The organism is Kitasatospora sp. NPDC004289 (genome assembly GCF_053602875.1).
The window spans coordinates 36,124-58,647 of sequence record NZ_JBSGEL010000033.1 but is presented as its reverse complement, the minus strand read 5'-3'; the positions used below and the strand labels follow the sequence as shown (position 1 = coordinate 58,647).

Genomic DNA, 22,524 nt, shown 5'->3' with positions numbered 1-22,524 from the left:
GTGCCGCAACCTGGTACCAGATGCTCCTTATCCTGGTACCGGTACTACCTGGCAACAGGAGCGCCGAGCCGCCATCCTGGTACCCATGACCACGACCACCGCAACCGCCCGCACCGAGCTGGCCGCCTTCCTGCGCAGCCGCCGGGAGCGGATCGCCCCCGAGCAGGTCGGCCTCCCGGCCGTCGGCCGCCGCCGCACGCCGGGCCTGCGCCGGGAGGAGGTCGCCCAGCTCTCCGCGGTGGGGGTCACCTGGTACACGTGGTTGGAGCAGGGGCGGGACATCCAGGTCTCCGGGCAGGTGCTGGACGCGGTGGCCCGGGCGCTGATGCTGGACCGCAGCGAGCGGGCCCACCTGTTCGCGCTGGCCGGTGGTGAGGACCCGGTGGCGCAGCCGGTCTGCCACATGGTGACCCCGGCGGTCCAACTGCTGCTGGACCGGGTGGACCCGTACCCGGCGGCCGTGGTGAACAGCCGCTACGACGTGCTGGCGTACAACCGCGCGTACACCTGGCTGGCGGGCGATCTGGAGGCGCTGCCCTTCGAGGAGCGGAACCTGATGTGGCTGGCCTTCACCGACAGCGTCTTCGGCTCGCGGCTGGTGGACCGCCGCACCGACGCCCGCTCGATGGTCGCCCGCTTCCGCGCGGCGATGGCCGACCACACGGCCGAGCCGGCCTGGAAGGCGCTGCTGCACCGGCTGCGGACGGCTTCGCCGGAGTTCGAGGAGCTCTGGCAGCGGCACGAGGTCTCGGCACCGGGCAACGGGGAGAAGCGGTTCCTGCTCCCGGACGAGGGCCTGTTCTCCTTCACCTACACCAGCCTCTGGCTGGGCCCGCGCCCGAGCACCCGGATGGTCACCTACACCCCGCTGGACGAGGAGACGGCCGCGAAGCTGGGGCGGTTGGCGGGGGTGTGACGGTCGGGGCGGGTGCCGCGGGGCTCGGTCGGCCGGGGGCTGCGCCGAGTGGGGGACAATGGGAAGTCCCGTCCGCCGAGCCCCGAGGAACCGTCGCGCCATGACCACCACTCCCGCTCCCGAGTTCAAGCCCCTGGACATCGGGCCGATGCAGGTCTGGCCGCCCGTGGTGCTGGCGCCGATGGCGGGGATCACCAACGCCCCGTTCCGCACCCTGTGCCGGGAGCAGAGCGGCGGCAAGGGCCTGTACGTCAGCGAGATGATCACCACCCGGGCGCTGGTCGAGCGCAACGCCAAGACCATGCAGCTGATCCACTTCGACCCGAGCGAGAAGCCGCGCTCGATCCAGCTCTACGGGGTGGACCCGGAGACGGTGGGCCGGGCGGCCAAGATGATCTCGGCCGAGGGCCTGGCCGACCACATCGACCTCAACTTCGGCTGCCCGGTGCCCAAGGTGACCCGCAAGGGCGGCGGCTCGGCGCTGCCGTACAAGCGGAACCTGCTGCGCGAGATCCTCAAGCAGGCGGTGGCCAACGCGGGCGACCTGCCGGTCACCATGAAGATGCGCAAGGGCATCGACGACGACCACCTCACCTACCTGGACGCCGGCCGGATCGGTGCGGAGGAGGGCGTCGCGGCGATCGCGCTGCACGGCCGCACGGCCGCGCAGCACTACGGCGGCACCGCCGACTGGTCGGCGATCGCCCGGCTGCGCGAGTCCGTCCCGGACGAGGTCCCGGTGCTGGGGAACGGCGACATCTGGTCGGCCGAGGACGCCGTGCGGATGATGCGCGAGACCGGCTGCGACGGCGTGGTGGTCGGCCGCGGCTGCCTGGGCCGGCCGTGGCTGTTCAAGGAGCTGGTCTCGATCTTCGAGGGCGAGGTGGACCGGGCCCGTCCGGCCTTCGCGGACGTGGCGAGGGCGATGGTCCGGCACGCGGAGCTGCTGGGCGAGTGGATGGGCGACGAGGCGCGCGGCGTGGTCGACTTCCGCAAGCACGTCGCCTGGTACACCAAGGGCTTCTCGGTCGGTTCGGAGCTGCGGGTGAAGCTCGCGATGTCGAGTTCACTGGCCGAACTCACCGAGACCCTCGCCCAGGTGGAGCAGAGCCAGCTCTGGCCGGAGAGCGCGGACGGGCCGCGCGGACGGACCAGCGGCAACAACCGCGTGGTGCTGCCCGAGGGCTGGTTGGACGATCCGTACGACTGCGCCCTGCCGTCTGCGGACGCCGAATCGGACACCTCGGGCGGATGAGCACTACAGGGTGGCCAAATTGGCCACCCTGGTGCACAGGCCGACCCGGCCGAGCCCTCTTGGACATCCTGGCCAAGAGGGCTCCTTTGCGGCCGATTTCCGTGACGGTGCGCACGGAGTGGTGGACGCAAGGTGACGGAGTATCCGATCGGAGTACGCCCGTTGGCTGAGATGCGCTCGTGACGCTGGCCACATACGGTGGCCACTGACGGTCAGTCAGGCCGCCGGACCGGCTCCGAGGGGGTGGATCGCTTCCCGAAGGGCCCGGGCGCCGGAACCGCCCGACTGGCCACAGGAAATCAAACCGGGGCAACATCGTGGGCGATCCGCCGCTACGCTCCGTCCGGTTCAGGTGATCTTCGCGTTTCGTTGCCTTCAATACTTGAACGCAAGCTAGCGTCAGCCGGACGATTTCAGCAACAGAGGTGAACGCCCGACCGGGCATTCGATCTGTCGGGTCGTCAGGCTTCGGCAGGATCAGAGGGCCTATCGACGGCGCGAAACCGCCTTCGAAATGGGTATGTTCTCCGGCGTCAGGGCAACCGTGTGCGAGGAGACCGACCCGTGCCGTCGCAGCAGAAGTTCGTTTACTCCTTCACCGAAGGAAACCGGGACCTCAAGGACCTTCTCGGGGGCAAGGGTGCAAACCTCGCCGAGATGACCAACCTGGGCCTCCCCGTACCTCCCGGCTTCACCATCACCACCGAGGCCTGCAAGGTCTTCCTGGAGACCGGCAGCGAGCCCACCTCGCTGCACGAGGAGATCAGCGCCCACCTGGAGGCCCTCGAGGCCGAGATGGGCAAGAAGCTGGGCGCCGCCGACCACCCCCTCCTGGTCTCGGTCCGCTCCGGCGCCAAGTTCTCCATGCCCGGCATGATGGACACGGTCCTGAACATCGGCCTCTCCGACGTCTCCGTACTCGGCCTGGCCGCGCAGTCCGGCAACGAGCGCTTCGCCTGGGACTCCTACCGCCGCCTGGTCCAGATGTTCGGCAAGACCGTGCTGGGCGTCGAGGGCGAGCTGTTCGAGGAGGCCCTGGACGAGGTCAAGGAGGCCAAGGGCACCCAGAACGACCTGGACCTCACCGCCGAGGACCTCAAGGCCCTGGTCGAGACCTTCAAGGGCATCGTGCTCCGGGAGACCGGCCGCGCCTTCCCGCAGGACCCGCGCGAGCAGATGGACCTGGCGATCCACGCCGTCTTCCACTCCTGGAACGGCGACCGCGCCCGCCTGTACCGCCGGCAGGAGCGCATCCCGAACGACCTGGGCACCGCGGTCAACGTCTGCTCGATGGTCTTCGGCAACCTCGGCGAGGACTCCGGCACCGGCGTCGCCTTCACCCGCGACCCCTCCACCGGTGCGGTCGGCGTCTACGGCGACTACCTCTCCAACGCGCAGGGCGAGGACGTGGTGGCGGGCATCCGCAACACCCTCCCGCTCTCCGACCTGGAGGGGCTCGACAAGAAGTCGTACGACGAGCTCATGGCGATCATGCAGAAGCTCGAGAACCACTACCGCGACCTCTGCGACATCGAGTTCACCATCGAGCGCGGCAAGCTCTGGATGCTCCAGACCCGGGTCGGCAAGCGCACCGCCGCCGCCGCCTTCCGGATCGCCGTCCAGCTGGTCGACCAGGGCCTGATCGACCTGGACGAGGCGCTGCACCGGGTGAACGGTGCCCAGCTCTCCCAGCTGATGTTCCCGCGCTTCGCCCCCAACGCCGAGTCCAAGCAGGTCGCCTGGGGCATCGCCGCCTCGCCCGGCGCCGCGGTCGGCAAGGTGGTCTTCGACTCCTACACCGCCGTCAAGTGGTCCCGCTCCGGCGAGAAGGTCATCCTGGTCCGCCGGGAGACCAACCCGGACGACCTCGAGGGCATGATCGCGGCCGAGGGCATCCTCACCTCGCGCGGCGGCAAGACCTCGCACGCGGCCGTGGTGGCCCGCGGCATGGGCAAGACCTGCGTCTGCGGCGCCGAGGAGCTCGAGGTCGACACCAAGAGCCGCCGGATGGTCACCTCCGACGGCCTGGTGATCGAGGAGGGCGACCTGGTCTCGATCGACGGCGCCAACGGCCGGGTCTACCTCGGCGAGGTCCCGGTGCTCCCCTCCCCGGTGGTGGAGTACTTCGAGGGCACCCTGCACGCCGGTGCCGACGTCCAGGGCGGCCTGGTCCAGGCCGTGCACCGCCTGATGTCGCACGCCGACGTCCGCCGCCGGCTGGCCGTGCGCGCCAACGCCGACAACGCCGAGGACGCGAACCGCGCCCGCCGCTACGGCGCCCAGGGCATCGGTCTGTGCCGCACCGAGCACATGTTCCTCGGCGAGGAGCGCCGCAAGGAGGTCGAGCACCTGATCCTGGCGGACAACGACAAGGACCGGGAGCAGGCGCTCTCCACCCTGCTGCCGCTGCAGAAGGGCGACTTCCTGGAGCTCTTCCAGTCGATGGACGGGCTCCCGGTGACGGTCCGTCTGCTGGACCCGCCGCTGCACGAGTTCCTTCCGAACATCACCGAGCTCTCGGTGCGCGTCGCCCTCGCCGAGGCCCGCAAGGACCCGAACGAGAACGACCTGCGCCTGCTCCAGGCCGTGCACAAGCTGCACGAGCAGAACCCGATGCTGGGTCTGCGCGGCGTCCGCCTCGGCCTGGTCATCCCCGGCCTGTTCGGCATGCAGGTCCGGGCGATCGCCGAGGCCGCCGCCGAGCGCAAGCTGGCCGGCGGGGACCCGCGCCCCGAGGTGATGATCCCGCTGGTGGGCACCGTCCAGGAGCTGGAGCTGGTCCGCGACGAGTGCGAGCGGGTGCTGGCCGAGGTCTCCTCCTCCACCGGTGTGTCGCTGGACATCAAGCTGGGCACCATGATCGAGCTGCCCCGTGCCGCTCTGACGGCCGGTCAGATCGCCGAGGCCGCGGAGTTCTTCTCCTTCGGCACCAACGACCTGACCCAGACCGTCTGGGGCTTCTCCCGGGACGACGTGGAGGCCTCGTTCTTCACCGCGTACCTGGAGAAGGGCATCTTCGGCGTCAGCCCGTTCGAGACCATCGACCGCGACGGCGTCGGCTCGCTGGTCAAGAGCGCCGTCGAGGCCGGCCGGGCCACCCGCCCCGACCTCAAGCTCGGCGTCTGCGGCGAGCACGGCGGTGACCCGGAGTCGGTGCACTTCTTCCACGAGGTGGGCCTGGACTACGTGTCCTGCAGCCCCTTCCGGATCCCGGTGGCGCGCCTGGAGGCAGGCCGCGCCGCCCTCGAGACGGCGGGCAGCGATTCGCGCTGACACGAAGCAGCGCGGTCCCATCGCTGACCGCAACCCCTCCACTCCGACCAAGTTATGGAGGGGCGCACGGCGGAGCTCGGCGCAGGAGAGCCGCCGTGTGTAACAGCTGGGCCCGGTACGGACAATGGCGTCCGTACCGGGCCCAGCGGCGTTTTGCGGCGTGCCGGGTGGGGTGCCCCGGCAAGCTGGGGCCATGAAGCACCGTCACCACCTGCTGGCCGTCGCCCTGCTGCTCGCCCTCACCGGGTGCGGCAGCGGCAAGCCGGAGGCCGCGAGCAGTCCGTCCGCCGCGAGCGGGTCCGCGCGCCCGAGCAGCCCCGCCCCCCGCCCGAGTCCTCCGCCGACCGCGAGCGCCCCGGCCGCCGCGAGTCCGACCGGTTGGGTGCCGACCAGCGCCGCGTACCCGGACGTCTGCCGCTCCGCGCTGCCGCAGCAGGCCCGCGACACCCTCGGGCTGATCGCCAGGGGCGGGCCGTACCCGTACCGGAGCGACGGCATCGTGTTCGAGAACCGGGAGGGGCGGCTGCCCAGGGAGAAGGGCGACTACTACCACGAGTACACCGTGGTCACCCCGGGTGCGCCGACCCGTGGGGCCCGACGGATCGTCACCGGTTCGGCGGGGCAGCAGTACTGGACGCCGGACCACTACGACACCTTCTCCGAGATCGACTCCCGCTGCTGAGCGAAAGTACTTTCCAATCAGGAAAGTAGATGCCACCATGGAAGCAGTTGCCGATCCGTAGGGGGAACACCATGGACAGCTCGCTGACGCCCGCCGAAGCGCTCGAACTCGCCGGCCGCGCCACCGCCGCCGCCTCCCGCCCGGTGCCGCCGCCCGACTGGTACGGGCCGGCGATCGGGGCGGTCTTCCTGGTGCAGGGGCTGGTGGTCGGCGCCGCGATGCAGTTCGACCTGGAGTGGCTGATGATCGTCGGTTGCGCCATGGTCGGCCCGGCCGTCGGCGGGATGGCCGGGGCCGTCACCCGCCTCCAGGGAGTGGTCAACCGGCCCTCGCCGGCCGCCGCGAAGGTGGCCGTGCTCACCGCGCTGACGATCGCCGCGGTCGAGCTCGGGCTCGGTGGGCTCGGCTGGTGGGCCGGGCTGCCGATGCTGTTGGTCGGCGCGGTCGCGGGCGGGGCGGCCGGTGCGGTGTTCTGGCGGACCATGCGCCGGGTGACCCGGCAGATGCGCGCCGCGGCGCAGGAGGACGTCCGGTGAGCGGGCTCGACCCCCAGCTGAACAACCCGACCAGGCTGACCGTGCTGGCCTTCCTGAGCGGCTGCCAGGAGGCCGAGTTCGGCGCCGTCCGGGACTACGCGCAGGTCTCCGACTCGGTGCTCAGCAAGACCGCCTCCGCACTGGAGGAGGCCGGCTACGTGCGGGTCAAGAAGGGGTACGTCGGCAAGCGCCCGCGCACCTGGCTGGCCGCCACCAAGGACGGACGGGCCGCGCTGGCCGCCCATCTGACGGCCTTGCAGCAGCTCGCCGCCGCCGCCACGGAGGCGGCCGGCGCCACGGGGTAGCGCCCGCGTTCCCTGACACCTGATCAACCACGTTGCCTGCGGCGGCGGGTGCGGGGAGGATCGGCCCATGCCTACCTTCTCCGCTCCCGACGGCACCCTCCTGGCGTACCACCAGGACGGCACCGGCGCCCCGCTGCTCTGCCTGCCCGGCGGTCCGATGCGCGACTCCGCCTGCCTCGGTGACCTCGGCGGCCTCGCCGGGCACCGCACCCTGTACCGGCTGGACCTGCGCGGCACCGGCGACTCCGCCGTTCCGGCCGACCCGGAGACCTACCGGGTCGACCGCCAGGTCGAGGACGTCGAGGCCTTCCGGGCCGCGCTCGGGCTGGAGCGGGTCGACCTGCTGGCGCACTCGGCCGGCTCCGATCTGGCCGTGCTCTACGCCGCCGCGCACCCGGAGCGGATCGCCCGGCTGGTGCTGGTCACCCCGGCCGCCGCCGCGATCGACGTGCCGTTCACGGTGGAGGACCGCACCAAGGCGGCCGCGCAGCTGGCGGACGAGCCCTGGTACCCGAAGGCGGCCGCCGCGCTGGAGGCCACCAAGCGCGGGGTCTTCGACTTCGACGGCTTCGCCCCGCTGATCTACGGCCGGTGGGGTGCGGCCGAGCAGCAGCACGTCGTGGAGCGGGCCGACCAGGTCCACCCGGAGGCGGCGCAGTACTACTACCAGGAGGAGGCCTTCGAGCCGGCCGCCACCCGGGCCGCCCTGGCGCGGCTGGAGGTGCCGGTGCTGGTGGTGGCGGGCGAGTTCGACGGCGGGCCGACGCCGGCCCGGGCGGCCGAGATCGCCGCCGTCTTCCCGAAGGGCGAGCAGGTGGTGCTGTCCGGCGTCGGCCACTTCCCGTGGATCGGCGAGCCGGCCCCCTTCGTGGACGCCGTGCGGGCCTTCCTGGACCGCTGACGGGCCGCTGACGGGACGTCGGCCCTGGCCAACGTGCGCCCCGGCTGGCAGCATCGGGGGCAATGACCCCCTCCTACGACGCCCTGCTGGGCCTCAGCACGGGCGACTCCTTCGGCGCCCAGTTCTTCCTCCCCGACAACCGCGAGCACCTGACCGCCCGTCAACTCCCGCCCGGCCCCTGGCCGTGGACGGACGACACCGAGATGGCCTGCTCGGTGCACGCGGCGCTGACCGAGCGGGGTGAGGTCGACGTCTTCGACCTCACCCACGCCTTCGCGAACCACCACGACTTCGACCGCGGCTACGGCCCCGCCGCCAACCGCCTGCTCCGCCTGGTCCGCGAGGGCGGCGACGCCCGCGCGCTGGCCGCCGCGCTCTTCGACGGGCAGGGCTCCTACGGCAACGGCGCCGCGATGCGGGTCGCCCCGCTGGGCGCCGCGTTCGCGGACGACCCGGCCCGGGCCGTCGGGCCCGCCACCACGACCGCCGTGATCACCCACACCCACCCGCAGGCGGTGGCCGGGGCGGTGGCCGTCGCGGTGGCGGCCGCGTACGCCGTCCGGGCGAGGACCGAGCCGACCACGCCGGAGGGTTTCCTGGGCGCGGTGCTGGCGCTCACCCCGGACGGGGCGGTGCGGCGCGGGATCGCCGAGGCCGTGACGCTGCTCGGGGAGGCCGGTCACCGGACGGCGGCTCAGCTGCTCGGCAACGGCAGGCTGGTGAGCGCGGCGGACACCGTCCCGTTCGCCCTCTGGGCCGCCGCCCGCAACCTGGGTGACTACCCGTCAGCCCTCTGGGAGACCGTCTCGGCCGGCGGCGACGTCGACACCACCGCCGCGATCGTCGGCGGCGTGGTGGCCGCGCACACCGGGGCGGCGGGCATCCCGGACGCCTGGCTGGCCGCCGCCGAACCGCTGCCGGACTGGGCCTTCCCCGAGCCGGGCGGAGTGGCGGGCCCGCGCGGGCGGGCGGTCCTGCGGCCGGAGCCGGTCGCGTTCCCCGAGGTGGAGTGGACGTCCGAGGACTGGCAGCGCGTCAGGACCCGCGACCGGGAGCCGGGTGCGTGGTACCGCTACACCCGCGAGGGCGTGCTGCACCTGGGGCGGGACGGGGACGAGGTCTTCGCCGTCCTGGTCCGGGCGGTACGCGGCCGTTTCCGGCCGGTGGCGGCGGTGGTGGAGACGGACCCGGGCCGGGCGGTCCCGGCCGATCCGGCGGGGGAGCTGGCGGGGCTGCTCCGGGCGCTCTGAAACCTGGGTGCGGGTGCGCGCGGGGGAGTCGTACGCTGCGCCACATGGCTCATCTACGCTCCGTCAACCTCGCCCACCCGCGCCCCAATCCGGCCAAGCCGGAGGCGGGCCGCACCGGAATCGACAAGCGCCCCACCGACCTCCCCGTGCTGGTCACCGACCCCGGCACGGACGGCTCCGGCCTGGCCGGGGACGTGATCTTCGACACCGCCCACCACGGCGGCGCCGTGCAGGCCGTCTACGCCTACGCCGGGGAGACGCTGGACGCCTGGGCCGCCGAGCTCGGGCGGGAGCTCTCCGACGGCTCCTTCGGCGAGAACCTGACGACCAGTGGACTGGACGTCGACGGCGCCCTGATCGGCGAGCGCTGGCGTGTCGGCGAGCACCTGCTGCTGGAGGTGACGGTGCCCCGGGTGCCGTGCTCCACCTTCGCCGACTGGCTGGAGGAGCAGCGCTGGGTGAAGCGCTTCACCCAGCGCGCGCTGCCCGGGGCCTACCTGCGGGTGCTGGAGCCCGGCGAGATCCGGGCCGGGGACGCCGTCACGGTGGAGCACCGCCCGGCGCACGACCTGACCGTGGCCGAGACCTTCCGCGCGCTGACCACCGAACCTGCCCTGCTGCCCCGGCTGGTGGACGTCGAGGAGCTCCCCGCCGAGACCCGCGAACGCGTCCGCGCCCGGCTCGCGAAGGGCTGATCCCCGCGCGGGCCGGGCCGACGGGTCGTCAGGCCGAGAGCAGCGTCGTGCCGGCGCCGAGGCACTCCTGCGGGAGCGTCCGGTCCGGCGCGCTCGGGGAGGTGGCGGCGGCGATCCGCAGTTCGATGATGTCCCGCACGGCGGGCCACTCCTCGTCCAGGATCGAGTAGAAGGCGGTCGAGCGGACCACGCCGTCCAGCCCGCGCGAGTGCGCGCGCCGCACGCCCTCGCAGGTGGCGCCGAGGCGTTCGATCGCCGCGCGCGAGCGCAGGTTCCGGGCGTCGGCCCGCAGCGAGATCCGCTGGACGCCCCAGTGCTCGAAGGCGTGACGGAGCATCAGCAGCTTGGCCTCGGTGTTGATCCCGGTGCCCTGGGCCTTGGCGGAGAGCCAGGTGGCGCCGATCTCGGCGGCGTCCGGCACGGCGTGCAGCGGATCGCCGACCGGCACGCCCGGGGTGGGCGGCCAGATCACCGGACCCTGCCAGTAGTCGAGCTCCTGGAACCGGGTCGAGCCCACCACCCGGTTGTCCGCCACCGCGACCGTGGCGAACGGCACCGAGCGGCCGGCCGCCTGGTCGGCCAGGGCGCGCGCGATGTACTCCCGGGCGGCTTCGAGGCCGTGCGGGACAGGAGTGAAGGCGTAGGTCGTACGGTCCTCAGCGCCGGCTTCGGCGAGTGCCTCGGCGTGGTGCATGGCGAGGGGCTCCAGCCGCACGGTGCGGCCGATGAGGGTGACGGGTACGGGCACGGAACCTTCGGTCCTTCGGCTGTCGGAGGGGCCCGAACGCCGTGGTACGGCACTCGGGCGGGACGTTTCGCCCCGGAACTCCGGGCCCGTCGGCCACATCTGCGTAGCCGGGAACGCCGGCGGTGGTGCGTGCAGGGGTGGCGACGGCCCGCATCCGGGCAGCGCGGTGCCGGAACGGACTCGGATCAACGGACCGGTCCGGCGGGGATGAGCGAGGGGACAGTGTGCGTCCGCGAGGTGGCCGAGAGGGTTGAGAGTGCGCGAAGAGAAACAGGCGGCCAAGTGAAGGCAAGGTGCAGTGGGGGTGTCTGCCCGCAGCGTATCCGGGCCGGACCGACGGCGTGACAGACGACCGTGGCGACGACGCGGCGATGCGAGGCAGCGAGAGGACGATACCCGCCCGGAGCCAATGCGTCACTTCACGGCGCGTCATCCGTGGCGCGTGCTGTCAGGTCGCCCGCCGTACTCCATCCGGCGAGCGCTCCGGCACGCCCCCCACCTGCGCTTTCGTACCCGGATGCGATGATTCTGGCGCGTTCGCCCCGCACGGCGGCCGGGGGGTCGGCAGAGTGGGAATGCCGGGGCCGCCGGGTGTGCTGGACTGAGCGAGTAGACGTAGGCAGACGACACGATCGGGGTTGGGTGCGCGGTGCGGGATCCCAAGGAGCTGTACACGCTGGAGCAGCAGGGCGTGGACGCGCTGGCCGCCGCCGGTGCCGCCGCCGGCCCGGACGGCGTCGGGCTGGTGCTGCTCTACCACTTCGAGGGCTTCATGGACGCCGGCGAGGCCGGCGGCCAGGTGGTCACCCACCTGCTGGAGCAGGGCTCCCCGCAGGTGGTCGCCCGCTTCGACCACGACCGCCTGGTCGACTACCGGGCGCGCCGCCCCGCGATGACCTTCGACCGCGAGAAGTGGACCGACTACGACCCGCCGGAGCTGCTGCTCCAGCTGGTCCACGACTCGGTCGGCACCCCCTTCCTGCTGCTCACCGGCCCGGAGCCGGACACCGAGTGGGAGCTCTTCGCGGCCGCCGTCCGGGAGTTGGCGGCCCGCTTCGAGGTGCGTCTGGCGGTCGACTTCCACGGCATCCCGATGGGCGTGCCACACACCCGCCCGGTCGGCCTCACTCCGCACGGGAACAGGCTGGACCTGGCCGCCGGGTACCCCAAGTGGTTCGACCAGGCCCAGGTCCCGGGCAGCGCCCAGGCACTGGTGGAGTACCGCCTGGCCGAGTCCGGGCAGGAGGTGCTCGGCTTCGCCGTGCACGTGCCGCACTACGTGGCCCGCTCGCCCTACCCGGCGGCGGCCGTGCTGATCCTGGAGGCGGTGCAGTCCGCCACCGGCCTGGTGCTGCCCGGCACCGAGCTGCGGGACAGGGTGGGCGAGGTCTACGCCGACATCGAGGAGCAGCTCGCCCAGGGGGACGGCGAACTCGCCGCGGCCATCCGGGGGATGGAGAGCCAGTACGACGCGGTGGCCGGGGCGGAGGGCCGGGACAGCCTGCTCGCCGAGCCGGCCGACCTGCCGTCGGCGGACGAACTCGGCCGCCGGTTCGAGGAGTTCCTCGCCGAGCACGAGCGCGGCGGGGAGTAGGGCTTGCGGGGCAGGTGGTCGGGGCTGCTGATCGCGCCGGTGCTGCTGGCCGGCTGCACGGCCGCGGGTGGCGGCGCCCCCTCCGCGGAGGGGAGCACGGCCCCGCCCCCGGCGGCGGCCCCGGTGGGGCGGTACGTGGCGATGGGGGACTCGTACACCTCGGGCCTGGGCGTGCCGCCGCAGGGCGGTGACCCGGCCGGGTGCTTCCGCTCCGGGGTGAACTACCCGGCGCTGGTGGCGCGGGAGCTCAAGGCGGCCGACTTCGCCGACGTCAGCTGCAGCTCGGCCCGGACGCCGGACCTGACGGCACCCCAGAAGGTGAGGGGCGGGGTCAATCCGGCGCAGTTCGACGCGCTCTCGCCCGCCACCCGGCTGGTCACCCTGGGGATCGGGGCCAACGACGCCGGCTTCATGGAGGTGCTCACCCGCTGCGGCATGGCCGCCCTCGGCGGCCGGGGCTGCCGGGCCGAGTTCGCCGCCGAGGGCGGTGCGGACGAGGTGTCCGGGCGGATCGCGGCGGCCGGGGAGAAGGTCGGCGCGGCGCTGGCCGAGCTGAAGCGGCGGGCGCCGCAGGCCCGGGTGCTTGTGGTCGGCTACCCCGAGCTGTTCCCGGCCGATCCGGCCGGCTGTGCGCAGGCCCTCCCGGGCGTGGCGGCCGCCGACGTGGCGTACCTCACGGAGAAGCAGCGGGAGCTGGCGGCCGAGCTGCGCCGCCGCACCGAGGCCGCCGGGGCCGCCTACGTCCCCACCTCGGTGCCGGGCCGCGACATGTGCGCGGGGCCGGCGGCCCGCTGGGTCGAGCCGCTGGACGCGGCCGGCGGGCTCTCCCCGCTGCACCCGAACGCGGCGGGCGAGCGGGGCATGGCCGACGCCGTGCTGGCCGCCGTGCGCTGAGCCCGCGCTCCGTCGGACGGGGCACGGGCTCGGACGGGGCACGGGCTCGAAGGAGGCGCGGGCTCGGACGGGGCGCGGGTCCGGACGGGCGGGAGCCGGTGGCCGCAGATCAGGGCTTTTGACTGCGGCCACCGGGGTCCTGAGGGCGGGTCAGACGACCCGGGCGGGGTGGACGGTGACGGTGACGGCCTCGTCGTCCAGGCACTCGCCGGTGGCGAGGTCGAAGCGCTGCTTGAGGAGCGGCGAGGCGACGTACACCCGGCCGTCCGGGGTGGAGCCCAGCAGGCCCCGGGAGAGGACGTAGGCGCCGGTGAACGGGTCGCGGTTGGCGATGGCGTAGACCCGGCCCTGACGGTCCGTGAAGACGGCGGCCTGGCTGCCGTCGGGGAGCAGGACGGCGACGCCGCGGCCGGGGACGAGGCGGTCGCGGTCGCAGACCGGGACCCAGCCGTCGACGGTGCGCAGTTCGACCCTGGCGAGGTCGGTGGCGGTCGCGGTGGCGAGGGCGGTGGTCATCGGACCTCCAGCAGGTCGGCGGAGAGCTTGGCGAGCAGCTGCTCCGGGGTGGCGAGGATCTCCAGGTCGGGCTTGACCTGGTCGCGCTCGGCGGTGAACCGGACGCTCGGGTCGGGCACGCCGGGGGCGTTGACGAAGGAGACGAAGCGGGAGAGCCGCTCCGGGTCGGCCAGGGTGGCGGCCCACTCGTCCTGGTAGTCGGCGACGTGATGGGCCATCAGCGACTCCAGGTCGGCCGCGATGCCGAGCGAGTCGTGCACCACCACGTCGCGGACGTGGTCGAGGCCGCCCTCGATCCGGTCCAGCCAGGTGGAGGTGCGCTCCAGCCGGTCGGCGGTGCGGATGTAGAACATCAGGAAGCGGTCGACGTAGCGGATCAGGGTCTCGTCGTCGAGGTCCTGGGCCAGCAGGTCGGCGTGCCGGGGGATCGCGCCGCCGTTGCCGCCGACGTAGAGGTTCCAGCCGTTGGCGGTGGCGATCACGCCGAAGTCCTTGGCCTGGGCCTCGGCGCACTCGCGGGCGCAGCCGGAGACGCCGGACTTGAACTTGTGCGGGGAGCGGAGCCCCCGGTAGCGCAGCTCCAGCTGGATCGCCATGCCCACCGAGTCCTGCACGCCGTAGCGGCACCAGGTGGAGCCCACGCAGGACTTCACGGTGCGCAGGGACTTCCCGTACGCGTGGCCGGACTCGAAGCCGGCCGCCACCAGCCGGTGCCAGATCTCCGGCAGCTGGTCCACCCGGGCGCCGAACATGTCGATCCGCTGGCCTCCGGTGATCTTGGTGTACAGCCCGAAGTCCCGGGCCACCTCGCCGATCACGATCAGCTTCTCGGGGGTGATCTCGCCGCCGGGGATGCGCGGGACGATCGAGTAGGAGCCGTTCTTCTGGAGGTTGGCCAGGAAGTGGTCGTTGGTGTCCTGGAGGGCCGCCTGCTCGCCGTCCAGCACGTAGCCGGAGGCGGCCAGCTCGGGGGCCAGGGTGGCGATGATCGAGGCCACCGTGGGCTTGCAGACCTCACAGCCCTCGGCGTCCGTCAGGCGGCCGTGCTCGGCGAGCAGCTGACGGTGGGTCGGGATGCGCTTGACCCGGACGATCTCGTACAGCTCGGCGCGGGTGTGGGCGAAGCAGGGGCACAGGCCCTTGTCGACCACCACGCCCGAGGCCTCCAGCTCCTCGTTGACGATGGTGCCGAGCAGCTTGATGCAGGACCCGCAGCCGGTGCCCGCCTTGGTGCACTTCTTCACCTCGGGGACGGTGGTGCACCGGTGGTCCGTCACCGCGCCCCGGACGGTGCCCTTGGTGACGTTGTGGCAGCTGCAGACCACCGCGTCGTCCGGCAGTGCCGAACTGCCGAGCGAGACCGGGGCGCCGAGGCCGGCCGGGAGGACCAGCGACTCGGCCGGGACGGGCAGCGGGTTGCCGGTGCCGGCCAGCGGGCGGAGCGAGGAGTACGCCTCGGCGTCGCCGACCAGGATGCCGCCGAGCAGGGCGCCCTCGGGGGTGACCACCAGCTTCTTGTAGATGCCGGAGCGGGAGTCGGAGTAGACCACGTCCAGTGCGCCGGGGGTGGTGCCGAAGGCGTCGCCGAAGCTGGCCACGTCCACCCCGAGCAGCTTGAGCTTGGTGGAGAGGTCGGCGCCGGTGAACTCCTTGGCGGCCTGCCCGGCCAGCTGGTGCGCCACGCTGGCGGCCATCTCGTAGCCGGGGGCGACCAGGCCGTAGACCCGGCCGTCCACCGCGAGGGCGCACTCGCCGATCGCGTAGACGTGCTCGTCGGAGGTGCGGCAGAGGGCGTCCACCGCGATGCCGCCGCGCTCGCCGACGTCGAGGCCGCAGTCCCGCGCCAGCTGGTCGCGGGGGCGGATGCCGGCCGAGAAGACCACCAGGTCGGTGGCGATGGACGAGCCGTCGGTGAAGGTCATGCCGCTGGCGGCGCCGTCGGTGGCCAGGATGGCGCTGGTGCCGACGCCGGTGTGCACCACCACGCCCATCTCCTCGATGGTGCGGCGCAGCGCCTCGCCGCCGCCCTCGTCCACCTGGACGGGCATCAGGCGCGGGGCGAACTCGACCACGTGGGTCTCCAGGCCCAGGCCCTTGAGCGCCCCGGCCGCCTCCAGGCCGAGCAGCCCGCCGCCGACCACCGCGCCGACCCTGGAGCCGGCCGCGTAGGCCTCGATGGCGTGCAGGTCCTCGATGGTGCGGTAGACGAAGCAGCCGTCGGCGTCCTTGCCCTCGACCGGCGGGACGAAGGGGTAGGAGCCGGTGGCCAGCACCAGGGTGTCGTAGGCGACGGTGTGCCCGGCGGCGGTGGTGACGGTCCGTCCGGCGCGGTCGACCGCGGTGACGGGGGAGTCCAGGTGGACCTCGAAGCCGTGGGCGTCGACGAAGCCGGGCTCGCCGAGCAGCAGGTCCTCCGGGGTCTTCCCGGCGAAGTACGAGGTCAGGGCGACCCGGTCGTAGGCGGGGCGGGGCTCCTCGGCGAGCACGACCACCCGGAAGCGGTCGGCGGCGCCGGTGTCGGCCAGGGCTTCCAGGAAGCGGTGGCCGACCATGCCGTATCCGACCAGGACGACGGTCGGCTTGGTGGTGGTCATCGGTGGGTCCCTCCGTGGTTCGTGCCCTGCGAGCTCTCGGTCCGAGCTTGATTCGCGGGTGTTAACCGGTGGGAGCAGGGCTGTTTCGCGGCCGGAACTTCGGCCTCAGCGGGGGCGGGCCGCCGATGTGAGACCGCGATGGACAGCATGCTGTCAATATGACAGGATGCTGTCGACAGAGGGATTCGAGGAGGAGCCATGCAGCAGCGCACCGTTCACCTTGCCGTCTACGACACGCTCGCCGACTGGGAGTACGGCCACGCCGTCGCCCACCTGCGCAACGGGATGGCCCACCGGGCGTCCGGCCCGGCCTTCGAGATCCGCACCGTCGGGCTCGGGGGCGCCTCGGGCGCGGTCACCACCATGGGCGGGCTGCGGGTGCTGCCCGACCTTCCGCTGGACGCGCTGGCGCCGGAGGAGAGCGCGATGCTGATCCTGCCGGGAGCCGGGCTCTGGGACGCGGGCGAGGAGTTGGCGCCGTTCGCGAAGAAGGCGGCGGAGTTCGTGGCGGCCGGGGTGCCGGTGGCGGCGATCTGCGGGGCGACGGCAGGGCTGGCCCGCGAGGGACTGCTGGACGGGCGGGCGCACACCTCGGCGGCGGCGGGGTACCTGGGCTTCCAGCCCGGCTACCAGGGGGCCGCGGACTACCGGGAGGCGGAGGCCGTCACCTCCGCGGACGGGCTGCTGGTCACCGCCGGGCCGACCGAGCCGGTGGCCTTCGCCCGGGAGGTGCTGGGCCGCCTGGACGTGATGGAGCCGGCGGTGCTGGACGCCTGGTACCGGCTGTTCCGCCACTCCGACGCGAGCGCCTACCCGGTGCTGGAAGCGGCGGCCCAGCGGTGAGCCAACTCCCGACGGCAGCCTCCTCGTTGAGCCGCTCGGCGCTGGCGGTCTTCCGGCTCAACGGCCAGTTCCTCGGCGTGGCCGAGGAGTTGGCCGCTCCGGCCGGGCTGACGGCGGCCTGGTGGCAGGTGCTCGGCGCGGTGCTGTCCGAGCCGCTGCCGGTGGCCGGCATCGCCCGCGCGATGGGCATCACCCGGCAGAGCGTCCAGCGGATCGCCGACCTGCTGGTGGAGAAGGGGCTGGCCGAGTACCGGCCCAACCCGGCGCACCGCCGGGCCAAGCTGCTCGCGCCCACCGAGGAGGGCTACGCGGCCGTCGCCCGGATCACCCCGGGGCACGCCGTGACCGCCGCGGCACTGGCCGAACGGCTGGGCGGAGAGGCGGAGTTCGCGGCCGTGGCGGAGGTGCTGGAGCGGCTCGGGCGCGCGCTGGACTCCCTGGAGGAGGGCGAGCGGTAGGCGGGGCGGCCCGGGGCGGGCGGCTCGGGTCAGGCCGGGGTGCGGAAGGACTGGCGGTAGGCGAGCGGGGCGACGCCGATGGTGCCGGAGAGGTGCTGGCGCAGCGAGACGGCGGTGCCGAAGCCGGAGCGGTGGGCGACCTCGTCCACCGGGAGGTCGGTGGTCTCCAGCAGCCGGCGGGCGTGGTCCACCCGCCGGTGGATCAGCCACTGGCCCGGCGGCAGGCCGGTCTCGTCCTTGAAGCGGCGGCAGAAGGTGCGCACGCTCATCCGGGCGTGCGCCGCCAACTCGGCCAGTGGGAGCGGCTGGTGGAGGTTGGCCAGGGCCCAGGCCCGGGTGGCCGCCGTGCTCGCCTCCTCCGGTTCGGGCACCGGCCGTTCGATGTACTGGGCCTGTCCGCCCTCCCGCCACGGCGGCACCACGCAGAGCCGGGCCACCCGGTTGGCCACCTCGGAGCCGTGGTCGCGCCGGATCAGGTGCAGGCAGAGGTCGATCCCGGCCGCCGAGCCGGCGGCGGTGAGGACCTCGCCGTTGTCGACGAAGAGCACGTCCGCGTCCACCCGCACCAGGGGGTAGGCCCGCTGGAAGTCGCCGGCGTCGGTCCAGTGGGTGGTGGCCGGCCGGCCGTCCAGCAGCCCGGCGGCGGCCAGCACGTAGGAGGCGGTGCAGATCGAGACGATCCGCGCCCCGGGGCGCAGCAGTTCCAGGGCACGCGCCAACTCGGCCGGGAGCCAGTCCTGTTGGTCCGCCGAGTCGCAGGTGAACGGCGGGATCACCAGGGTGTCGGCGGTCGCGATCACCTCGGCCCCGTGCGGCACCTGCACCGTGAAGTCGGCCTCGGTGCGGACCGGGCCGCCGTCCAGCGAGCAGGTCACCACCTCGTACAGCGGCGTGCCGTCGGGGGTGGCGGCCACGCCGAAGATGCGGTTGGGGATGGAGAGTTCGAAGGGGTAGACGCCGTCCAGGGCGAGCGTGACCACACGGTGCATGGCGAGATCCTTTCAGATATCGGCAATCTTGCCACTCGTTCGGGGCGGCCCGCTGCGGGATCTTGGTGTCAGGCGGCCGGACGGCCCGCCGGAAACCCCTTCCGAGCAGGAGAGATGACGATGCGTGCGATCAGCCAGAGCGAGTTCGGCGGCCCCGAGGTCCTGGAGGTCGTGGAGGTGGAGCGGCCGGAGCCCGGCGTGGCGGAGGTGCTGGTGCGGGTCCTGGCCACCTCGGTCAACCCGACCGACGTCTGGCACCGGAGCAGCGGCGGTCTGGTCGGCCGGATCGTGCCGCTGGGCTGGGACGTCTCCGGCGTGGTCGAGGCGGTCGGCCTCGGAGTCACCACCCTCGCCGTCGGCGACGAGGTCTTCGGCATGCCGCGCCACCCCGCCCCGGCCGGGACCTACGCCGAGTACGTCACCGTCCCGGCCCGCCACCTGGTGCGCAAGCCGGACGCGCTGACGCACGTCCAGGCGGCGGCCGTGCCGCTGGTCGGCATGACGGCCTGGCAGGCCCTGGTGGACACCGCGGACGTGCGGCCCGGTCAGCGGGTGCTGGTGCACGCGGCGGCAGGAGGTGTCGGCCACCTCGCGGTGCAGATCGCCAAGGCCCGCGGCGCGTACGTGATCGGCACCGCCCGGTCCGCCAAGCACGACTTCCTGCGCGCCCTCGGCGCGGACGAGGTGGTGGACTACACGGCCGTGGACTTCGAGGAGGCGGTCGAGCCGGTGGACGTGGTGGTCGACCCGGTCGGCGGTGAGTACGGCCCGCGCTCGCTCCGGGTGCTGCGGCCGGGCGGTGTCCTGGTCTCGCTGGCCTCCCCGGCCGAGCAGTACCTCGCCGAGCAGGCCGCCGCGCTCGGCCTGCGGGCCGGCTTCATGGCCGTCGAGGCCGACCAGGCGGGCCTGCGGGAGCTGGCCGCCCTCGCCGAGCAGGGGCTGCTGCGGCCCGAGGTCAGCGCCGAACTCCCGCTGGAGCGCGTCGCCGAGGCCCACGAGCTCAGCCAGACCGGGCGCACCTCCGGCAAGATCGTGCTCTCCGTCGGACCCCGGTCCTAGAGCCTGTCTGACAATTCCCGCCGGGTCCGGCCCGCCCGGCACGCACGCTCGCCGCACGGCCGAAACGCCCAAGTAGCTCCGCTACGAGGGCGTCCCGGCCGCACGCCGATCGCACGCACCGGACGACCCGGCCTGATCCGACGCGAATTGTCAGACAGGCTCTAGCCTTCGCGGTATGACGACACTGCTGGACGGACTGGACGACCTCCCGTGGGCGGGCATGCGGGTGCCGGGGCCCGGCCGCGACGCCGGGAACATCCCGGTCGCCCTCCGGGTGATGGAGACGGGAGAGGAGGGCACCACCGACATCTGGGGGGCCGCGGCGGACGCCGCGCACGAGTGCTACGACATCGCCTCCAACCGCTACTCCGAGGCGGCCGAGCACCTGGTGCCGTTCCTCACGGCGCTCTGCGCCTCTCCCACCGCCGAGGCGGCCGTCGAGGCCGCCGGCGTGCTCTACGACCTGGCCTTCGCCGAGCCCGACGACTCGGAGGAGGCGGCGGGGAACACCGGGATGCTGGAGCGCGTCCGGGGCCTGCTGCTGACGGGGCGTCCGGTCTACTACGCGATGCTGGAGCGCCCCGAGCCGGCGGTGCGGCGGGCGGGCTGGGAGTTGCTCTACGCCATCGACTGCGGAGCGCCGCACCACGCGGCAGCACTCGAACGGGCTTGGCTGACCGAGACCGACGAGGAGACCCGCCGGATGGTGGAGCACCACCGCGAGTCCCTGGTGGTCGACGAGGACGAGCCGATGTTCGGCGCGCACGTCCCGCTGTGAGCTCCGGTTAACGGGGGGTTGATCTGGACGGGCCCGGGGTGAAACAGGGGTCGGGCATCCTGGGGGCATGACGACGACCTCCGCCACCACCGCCGGCCCGGTGCGCCGGGTGCTCCCGCCCGTCCGGGTGCTGCACGCGGCCCGCCGTCCGGCCCTGGTGCTGGTGGCGCACGGCTCGCGGGATCCGGAGACGGCGGTCGAGATCGGCCGGCTGGCCGCGCTGCTGCGCGTCCGACGGCCCGAACTCGACGTCCGGATCGCCCACTTGGGGCTGAACGCACCGCTGCTGCCCGAGGTGCTGGACGAGCTGCGCGGCCCGGCCGTCCTGGTGCCGCTGCTGCTCAGCCGGGGGTACCACGTCAAGGTGGACCTGCCCGCGCTGGTGGCGGCCGCGCCGCAGGTGGCCGGGGTGGTGACGGCCCCGCTCGGGCCGGACCGGCTGCTCGCCGAGCTGCTCACCGAACGTCTGGTGGAGGCGGGTTGGGGTCCGGAGGGCGACGCGGTGGTGCTCGCCTCGGCCGGTTCCCGCGATCCGGACGCCGCCACCGACACCGAGGCCCAGGCGGCCCTGCTGGCCGCGCGCCTCGGCGTCCCGGTCCGGGTCGGCACCGTCGCGGCGGGCGGTCCCAGCGTGACGGAGGCGGTCGCCGGCCTCAGGGCCGAGGGCCACCGCCGGATCGCGGTCGCCTCGTACTTCACCGCCCCGGGGGACTTCGCCCGGCTGGCGGCCGCCGCGGCGCCGTGGATCACCGCTGCCCCGCTGGGGGCCCATCCGGGCATGGCCGAGCTGGTGCTGTCGCGGTACCAGTCGGCGGTCCGCCCGGCGGTGGTGGCGGCGTAGCGGGAGCGCGCCTGCCCGCCTGGCTCCGGTGGCGTTCGTCCGTCGTACGGTGCGCGTTCGTGTGTGGTGCTGATGGAATGTCGGCTGTCCGGCGTACGGTACTTCCATATGGACGACACCGCGTACGACCCCGCAGCCGAAGCCCGTTGGGTGCCCGAGCCGGACAAGCGGCCGGGCCGGACGGCGTTCCAGCGTGACCGCGCGCGGGTGCTGCACTCGGCAGCCCTGCGCCGCCTGGCCGGCACCACCCAGGTGGTGGCCCCGATGCGCAGTGACTTCCCGCGGACCAGGCTCACGCACTCGCTCGAATGCGCCCAGGTGGGGCGGGAGTTGGGCGCGGCCCTGGGCTGCGACCCGGATCTGGTGGAGACGGGCTGCCTGGCCCACGACATCGGCCACCCGCCGTTCGGCCACACCGGCGAGGAGGCGCTCGACCAGGCCGCCCGCAGCTGCGGCGGCTTCGAGGGGAACGCGCAGTCGCTCCGCATCCTGACCCGCCTGGAGCCCAAGCGCTTCGCGCCGCCCGGCGAGCCCGCCGCCGCGCTGGCCCCGCGTCCGGGCCACGGCGTCGGCCTCAACCTCACCCGCGCCGCGCTGGACGCCGCCACCAAGTACCCCTGGCCGCACGGCGCCCACCCCACCGACCCGGCCTCCACCAAGTTCGGCGTCTACGCCGACGACCTTCCGGTCTTCCGCTGGCTGCGCACCGGTGCGCCGGAGCTGCGCAAGTGCTTCGAGGCCACCGTGATGGACTGGTCCGACGACGTGGCGTACTCCACCCACGACGTGGAGGACGGCATCCAGGCCGGGCACGTCGACCCGGCGGCGCTGCGCTCGGCCGAGGAGCGGTCCGAGCTGTTCAAGATCGCGGACCGGTACGCCGCGGCGGAGCCCGAGGAGTTCGGCGCCGCGCTGGACAGGCTGCAGGGCGAGGAGTGGTGGCCGCGCGGCTACGACGGTTCGGCCCGCGCCCGGGCCGGGCTCAAGGACCTGACCAGCCAGCTGATCGGCCGCTTCTGCCTGGCCGCCGAGCAGGCCACCCGGGCCCGCTACGGCCCGGGCCGGCTGACCCGCTACGCCGCCGAGCTGGTGGTGCCGCAGGAGGTCCGGGTCGAGGTCGCGGTGCTCAAGGCCGTCGCCGTCCGGTACGTGATGCAGCGCGACGAGCAGGCACAGCTCCGCGCCCGCCAGCGGATCGTGATCGCCGAGCTGGCCGACGTGCTGGCCCGCACCGCCCCGTACGGGCTGGACCCGGTCTTCGCCGCCCTGTACGAGGAGGCCGAGGACGACCGGGCCGCCCTGCGCGCGGTGATCGACCAGATCGCCACCCTCACCGATGCCTCCGCCCTCGCCCTGCATTCCCGCTTGGTCGAGTCGAAGGCGACGTAGACTTCCGG

General features: G+C 73.5%; 21 protein-coding genes. 17 read left to right on the top strand and 4 right to left on the bottom strand.

The genetic code is table 11. From position 1 onward, the window contains the following. Positions 1-85 precede the first annotated feature (85 nt). From ACWEPF_RS22680 to ACWEPF_RS22640, 9 genes are all read left to right on the top strand, one after another. A complete protein-coding gene (locus ACWEPF_RS22680) occupies positions 86-916 on the top strand; it encodes a helix-turn-helix transcriptional regulator (RefSeq protein ID WP_452173925.1) in 831 nt (276 codons plus the stop codon). A gap of 100 nt (positions 917-1,016) precedes the next feature. Then, positions 1,017-2,171: a tRNA dihydrouridine synthase DusB gene (dusB, locus tag ACWEPF_RS22675; RefSeq protein WP_452173924.1), complete on the top strand. Its 1,155-nt coding sequence runs from the start codon at positions 1,017-1,019 to the stop codon at positions 2,169-2,171. A gap of 564 nt (positions 2,172-2,735) precedes the next feature. After that, the gene (ppdK, locus tag ACWEPF_RS22670) at positions 2,736-5,444 is read left to right on the top strand and encodes a pyruvate, phosphate dikinase (protein WP_452173923.1); all 2,709 of its coding nucleotides are present in this window, start codon (positions 2,736-2,738) and stop codon (positions 5,442-5,444) included. A gap of 193 nt (positions 5,445-5,637) precedes the next feature. After that, a complete protein-coding gene (locus ACWEPF_RS22665; RefSeq protein WP_452173922.1) occupies positions 5,638-6,126 on the top strand; it encodes a ribonuclease domain-containing protein in 489 nt (162 codons plus the stop codon). 71 nt (positions 6,127-6,197) lie between these two features. Beyond that, on the top strand, positions 6,198-6,662 hold the full coding sequence (locus ACWEPF_RS22660; RefSeq protein ID WP_452173921.1) for a hypothetical protein: 465 nt from the start codon (positions 6,198-6,200) through the stop codon (positions 6,660-6,662). Continuing rightward, complete coding sequence (locus ACWEPF_RS22655) at positions 6,659-6,967, top strand: transcriptional regulator (RefSeq protein WP_452173920.1); 309 nt, start codon at positions 6,659-6,661, stop codon at positions 6,965-6,967. Before ACWEPF_RS22660 ends, ACWEPF_RS22655 begins: the two co-directional genes overlap by 4 nt. Before the next feature lie 67 nt (positions 6,968-7,034). Beyond that, complete coding sequence (locus tag ACWEPF_RS22650; protein WP_452173919.1) at positions 7,035-7,868, top strand: alpha/beta fold hydrolase; 834 nt, start codon at positions 7,035-7,037, stop codon at positions 7,866-7,868. Positions 7,869-7,930: 62 nt separating this feature from the next. Beyond that, the gene (locus tag ACWEPF_RS22645) at positions 7,931-9,118 is read left to right on the top strand and encodes an ADP-ribosylglycohydrolase family protein (protein WP_452173918.1); all 1,188 of its coding nucleotides are present in this window, start codon (positions 7,931-7,933) and stop codon (positions 9,116-9,118) included. A 44-nt stretch (positions 9,119-9,162) separates the two neighbouring features. Further along, complete coding sequence (locus ACWEPF_RS22640; protein WP_452173917.1) at positions 9,163-9,813, top strand: MOSC domain-containing protein; 651 nt, start codon at positions 9,163-9,165, stop codon at positions 9,811-9,813. Between the two features lie 28 nt (positions 9,814-9,841). Here the strand turns inward: ACWEPF_RS22640 and ACWEPF_RS22635 are convergent, their stop codons facing one another. Further along, positions 9,842-10,561: a GNAT family N-acetyltransferase gene (locus ACWEPF_RS22635; RefSeq protein ID WP_452173916.1), complete on the bottom strand. Its 720-nt coding sequence runs from the start codon at positions 10,559-10,561 to the stop codon at positions 9,842-9,844. A 649-nt stretch (positions 10,562-11,210) separates the two neighbouring features. On the opposite strand from ACWEPF_RS22635, the gene ACWEPF_RS22630 reads away from it, so the two are divergent. Beyond that, on the top strand, positions 11,211-12,155 hold the full coding sequence (locus ACWEPF_RS22630; protein WP_452173915.1) for a PAC2 family protein: 945 nt from the start codon (positions 11,211-11,213) through the stop codon (positions 12,153-12,155). 3 nt (positions 12,156-12,158) lie between these two features. Next, positions 12,159-13,049, top strand: a complete 891-nt coding sequence (locus ACWEPF_RS22625; protein ID WP_452173914.1) for an SGNH/GDSL hydrolase family protein — start codon at positions 12,159-12,161, stop codon at positions 13,047-13,049. 150 nt (positions 13,050-13,199) lie between these two features. Here the strand turns inward: ACWEPF_RS22625 and nirD are convergent, their stop codons facing one another. Together nirD and nirB are read right to left on the bottom strand one after the other, a co-directional pair. Then, positions 13,200-13,565 carry a nitrite reductase small subunit NirD gene (nirD, locus tag ACWEPF_RS22620; protein WP_452173913.1) on the bottom strand — a complete coding sequence of 122 codons (366 nt, stop codon included), beginning with the start codon at positions 13,563-13,565 and terminating at the stop codon, positions 13,200-13,202. After that, complete coding sequence (gene nirB / locus ACWEPF_RS22615) at positions 13,562-16,159, bottom strand: nitrite reductase large subunit NirB (RefSeq protein WP_452173912.1); 2,598 nt, start codon at positions 16,157-16,159, stop codon at positions 13,562-13,564. The genes nirD and nirB overlap by 4 nt, the downstream gene beginning before the upstream one ends. Positions 16,160-16,357: 198 nt before the next feature. Here nirB and ACWEPF_RS22610 point away from each other — a divergent pair, with 198 nt between their 5' ends. Both ACWEPF_RS22610 and ACWEPF_RS22605 read left to right on the top strand, forming a co-directional pair. After that, the gene (locus ACWEPF_RS22610; RefSeq protein WP_452173911.1) at positions 16,358-17,002 is read left to right on the top strand and encodes a DJ-1/PfpI family protein; all 645 of its coding nucleotides are present in this window, start codon (positions 16,358-16,360) and stop codon (positions 17,000-17,002) included. Next, positions 16,999-17,460, top strand: a complete 462-nt coding sequence (locus tag ACWEPF_RS22605; RefSeq protein WP_452173910.1) for a MarR family winged helix-turn-helix transcriptional regulator — start codon at positions 16,999-17,001, stop codon at positions 17,458-17,460. The genes ACWEPF_RS22610 and ACWEPF_RS22605 overlap by 4 nt, the downstream gene beginning before the upstream one ends. A 29-nt stretch (positions 17,461-17,489) precedes the next feature. Here ACWEPF_RS22605 and ACWEPF_RS22600 read toward each other — a convergent pair whose 3' ends face one another. Continuing rightward, positions 17,490-18,449 (bottom strand): GlxA family transcriptional regulator, encoded by a 960-nt coding sequence (locus ACWEPF_RS22600; protein ID WP_452173909.1) that lies wholly within the window; start codon positions 18,447-18,449, stop codon positions 17,490-17,492. Positions 18,450-18,569: 120 nt separating this feature from the next. Here ACWEPF_RS22600 and ACWEPF_RS22595 point away from each other — a divergent pair, with 120 nt between their 5' ends. From ACWEPF_RS22595 to ACWEPF_RS22580, 4 genes are all read left to right on the top strand, one after another. Next, the gene (locus tag ACWEPF_RS22595) at positions 18,570-19,508 is read left to right on the top strand and encodes an NADP-dependent oxidoreductase (protein WP_452173908.1); all 939 of its coding nucleotides are present in this window, start codon (positions 18,570-18,572) and stop codon (positions 19,506-19,508) included. A 175-nt stretch (positions 19,509-19,683) separates the two neighbouring features. Further along, a complete protein-coding gene (locus ACWEPF_RS22590; RefSeq protein ID WP_452173907.1) occupies positions 19,684-20,286 on the top strand; it encodes a hypothetical protein in 603 nt (200 codons plus the stop codon). A 67-nt stretch (positions 20,287-20,353) separates the two neighbouring features. Next, positions 20,354-21,127, top strand: coding sequence for a sirohydrochlorin chelatase (locus ACWEPF_RS22585; protein ID WP_452173906.1), 774 nt, complete (start codon positions 20,354-20,356; stop codon positions 21,125-21,127). A 108-nt stretch (positions 21,128-21,235) separates the two neighbouring features. After that, a complete protein-coding gene (locus tag ACWEPF_RS22580; protein WP_345287724.1) occupies positions 21,236-22,516 on the top strand; it encodes a deoxyguanosinetriphosphate triphosphohydrolase in 1,281 nt (426 codons plus the stop codon). Positions 22,517-22,524 lie beyond the last annotated feature (8 nt).

Excerpts from the sequence above, each read along its gene's own strand:
- ACWEPF_RS22595 (WP_452173908.1), top strand. The coding sequence starts at position 18,570 with ATGCGTGCGATCAGCCAGAGCGAGTTCGGCGGCCCCGAGGTCCTGGAG.
- nirB (WP_452173912.1), bottom strand. The coding sequence starts at position 16,159 with ATGACCACCACCAAGCCGACCGTCGTCCTGGTCGGATACGGCATGGTC.
- ACWEPF_RS22585 (WP_452173906.1), top strand. The coding sequence starts at position 20,354 with ATGACGACGACCTCCGCCACCACCGCCGGCCCGGTGCGCCGGGTGCTC.
- ACWEPF_RS22650 (WP_452173919.1), top strand. The coding sequence starts at position 7,035 with ATGCCTACCTTCTCCGCTCCCGACGGCACCCTCCTGGCGTACCACCAG.
- ACWEPF_RS22640 (WP_452173917.1), top strand. The coding sequence starts at position 9,163 with ATGGCTCATCTACGCTCCGTCAACCTCGCCCACCCGCGCCCCAATCCG.
- ACWEPF_RS22590 (WP_452173907.1), top strand. The coding sequence starts at position 19,684 with ATGACGACACTGCTGGACGGACTGGACGACCTCCCGTGGGCGGGCATG.
- ACWEPF_RS22680 (WP_452173925.1), top strand. The coding sequence starts at position 86 with ATGACCACGACCACCGCAACCGCCCGCACCGAGCTGGCCGCCTTCCTG.
- ACWEPF_RS22665 (WP_452173922.1), top strand. The coding sequence starts at position 5,638 with ATGAAGCACCGTCACCACCTGCTGGCCGTCGCCCTGCTGCTCGCCCTC.
- ACWEPF_RS22580 (WP_345287724.1), top strand. The coding sequence starts at position 21,236 with ATGGACGACACCGCGTACGACCCCGCAGCCGAAGCCCGTTGGGTGCCC.
- ACWEPF_RS22600 (WP_452173909.1), bottom strand. The coding sequence starts at position 18,449 with ATGCACCGTGTGGTCACGCTCGCCCTGGACGGCGTCTACCCCTTCGAA.
- ACWEPF_RS22610 (WP_452173911.1), top strand. The coding sequence starts at position 16,358 with ATGCAGCAGCGCACCGTTCACCTTGCCGTCTACGACACGCTCGCCGAC.
- dusB (WP_452173924.1), top strand. The coding sequence starts at position 1,017 with ATGACCACCACTCCCGCTCCCGAGTTCAAGCCCCTGGACATCGGGCCG.
- nirD (WP_452173913.1), bottom strand. The coding sequence starts at position 13,565 with ATGACCACCGCCCTCGCCACCGCGACCGCCACCGACCTCGCCAGGGTC.
- ACWEPF_RS22660 (WP_452173921.1), top strand. The coding sequence starts at position 6,198 with ATGGACAGCTCGCTGACGCCCGCCGAAGCGCTCGAACTCGCCGGCCGC.
- ACWEPF_RS22645 (WP_452173918.1), top strand. The coding sequence starts at position 7,931 with ATGACCCCCTCCTACGACGCCCTGCTGGGCCTCAGCACGGGCGACTCC.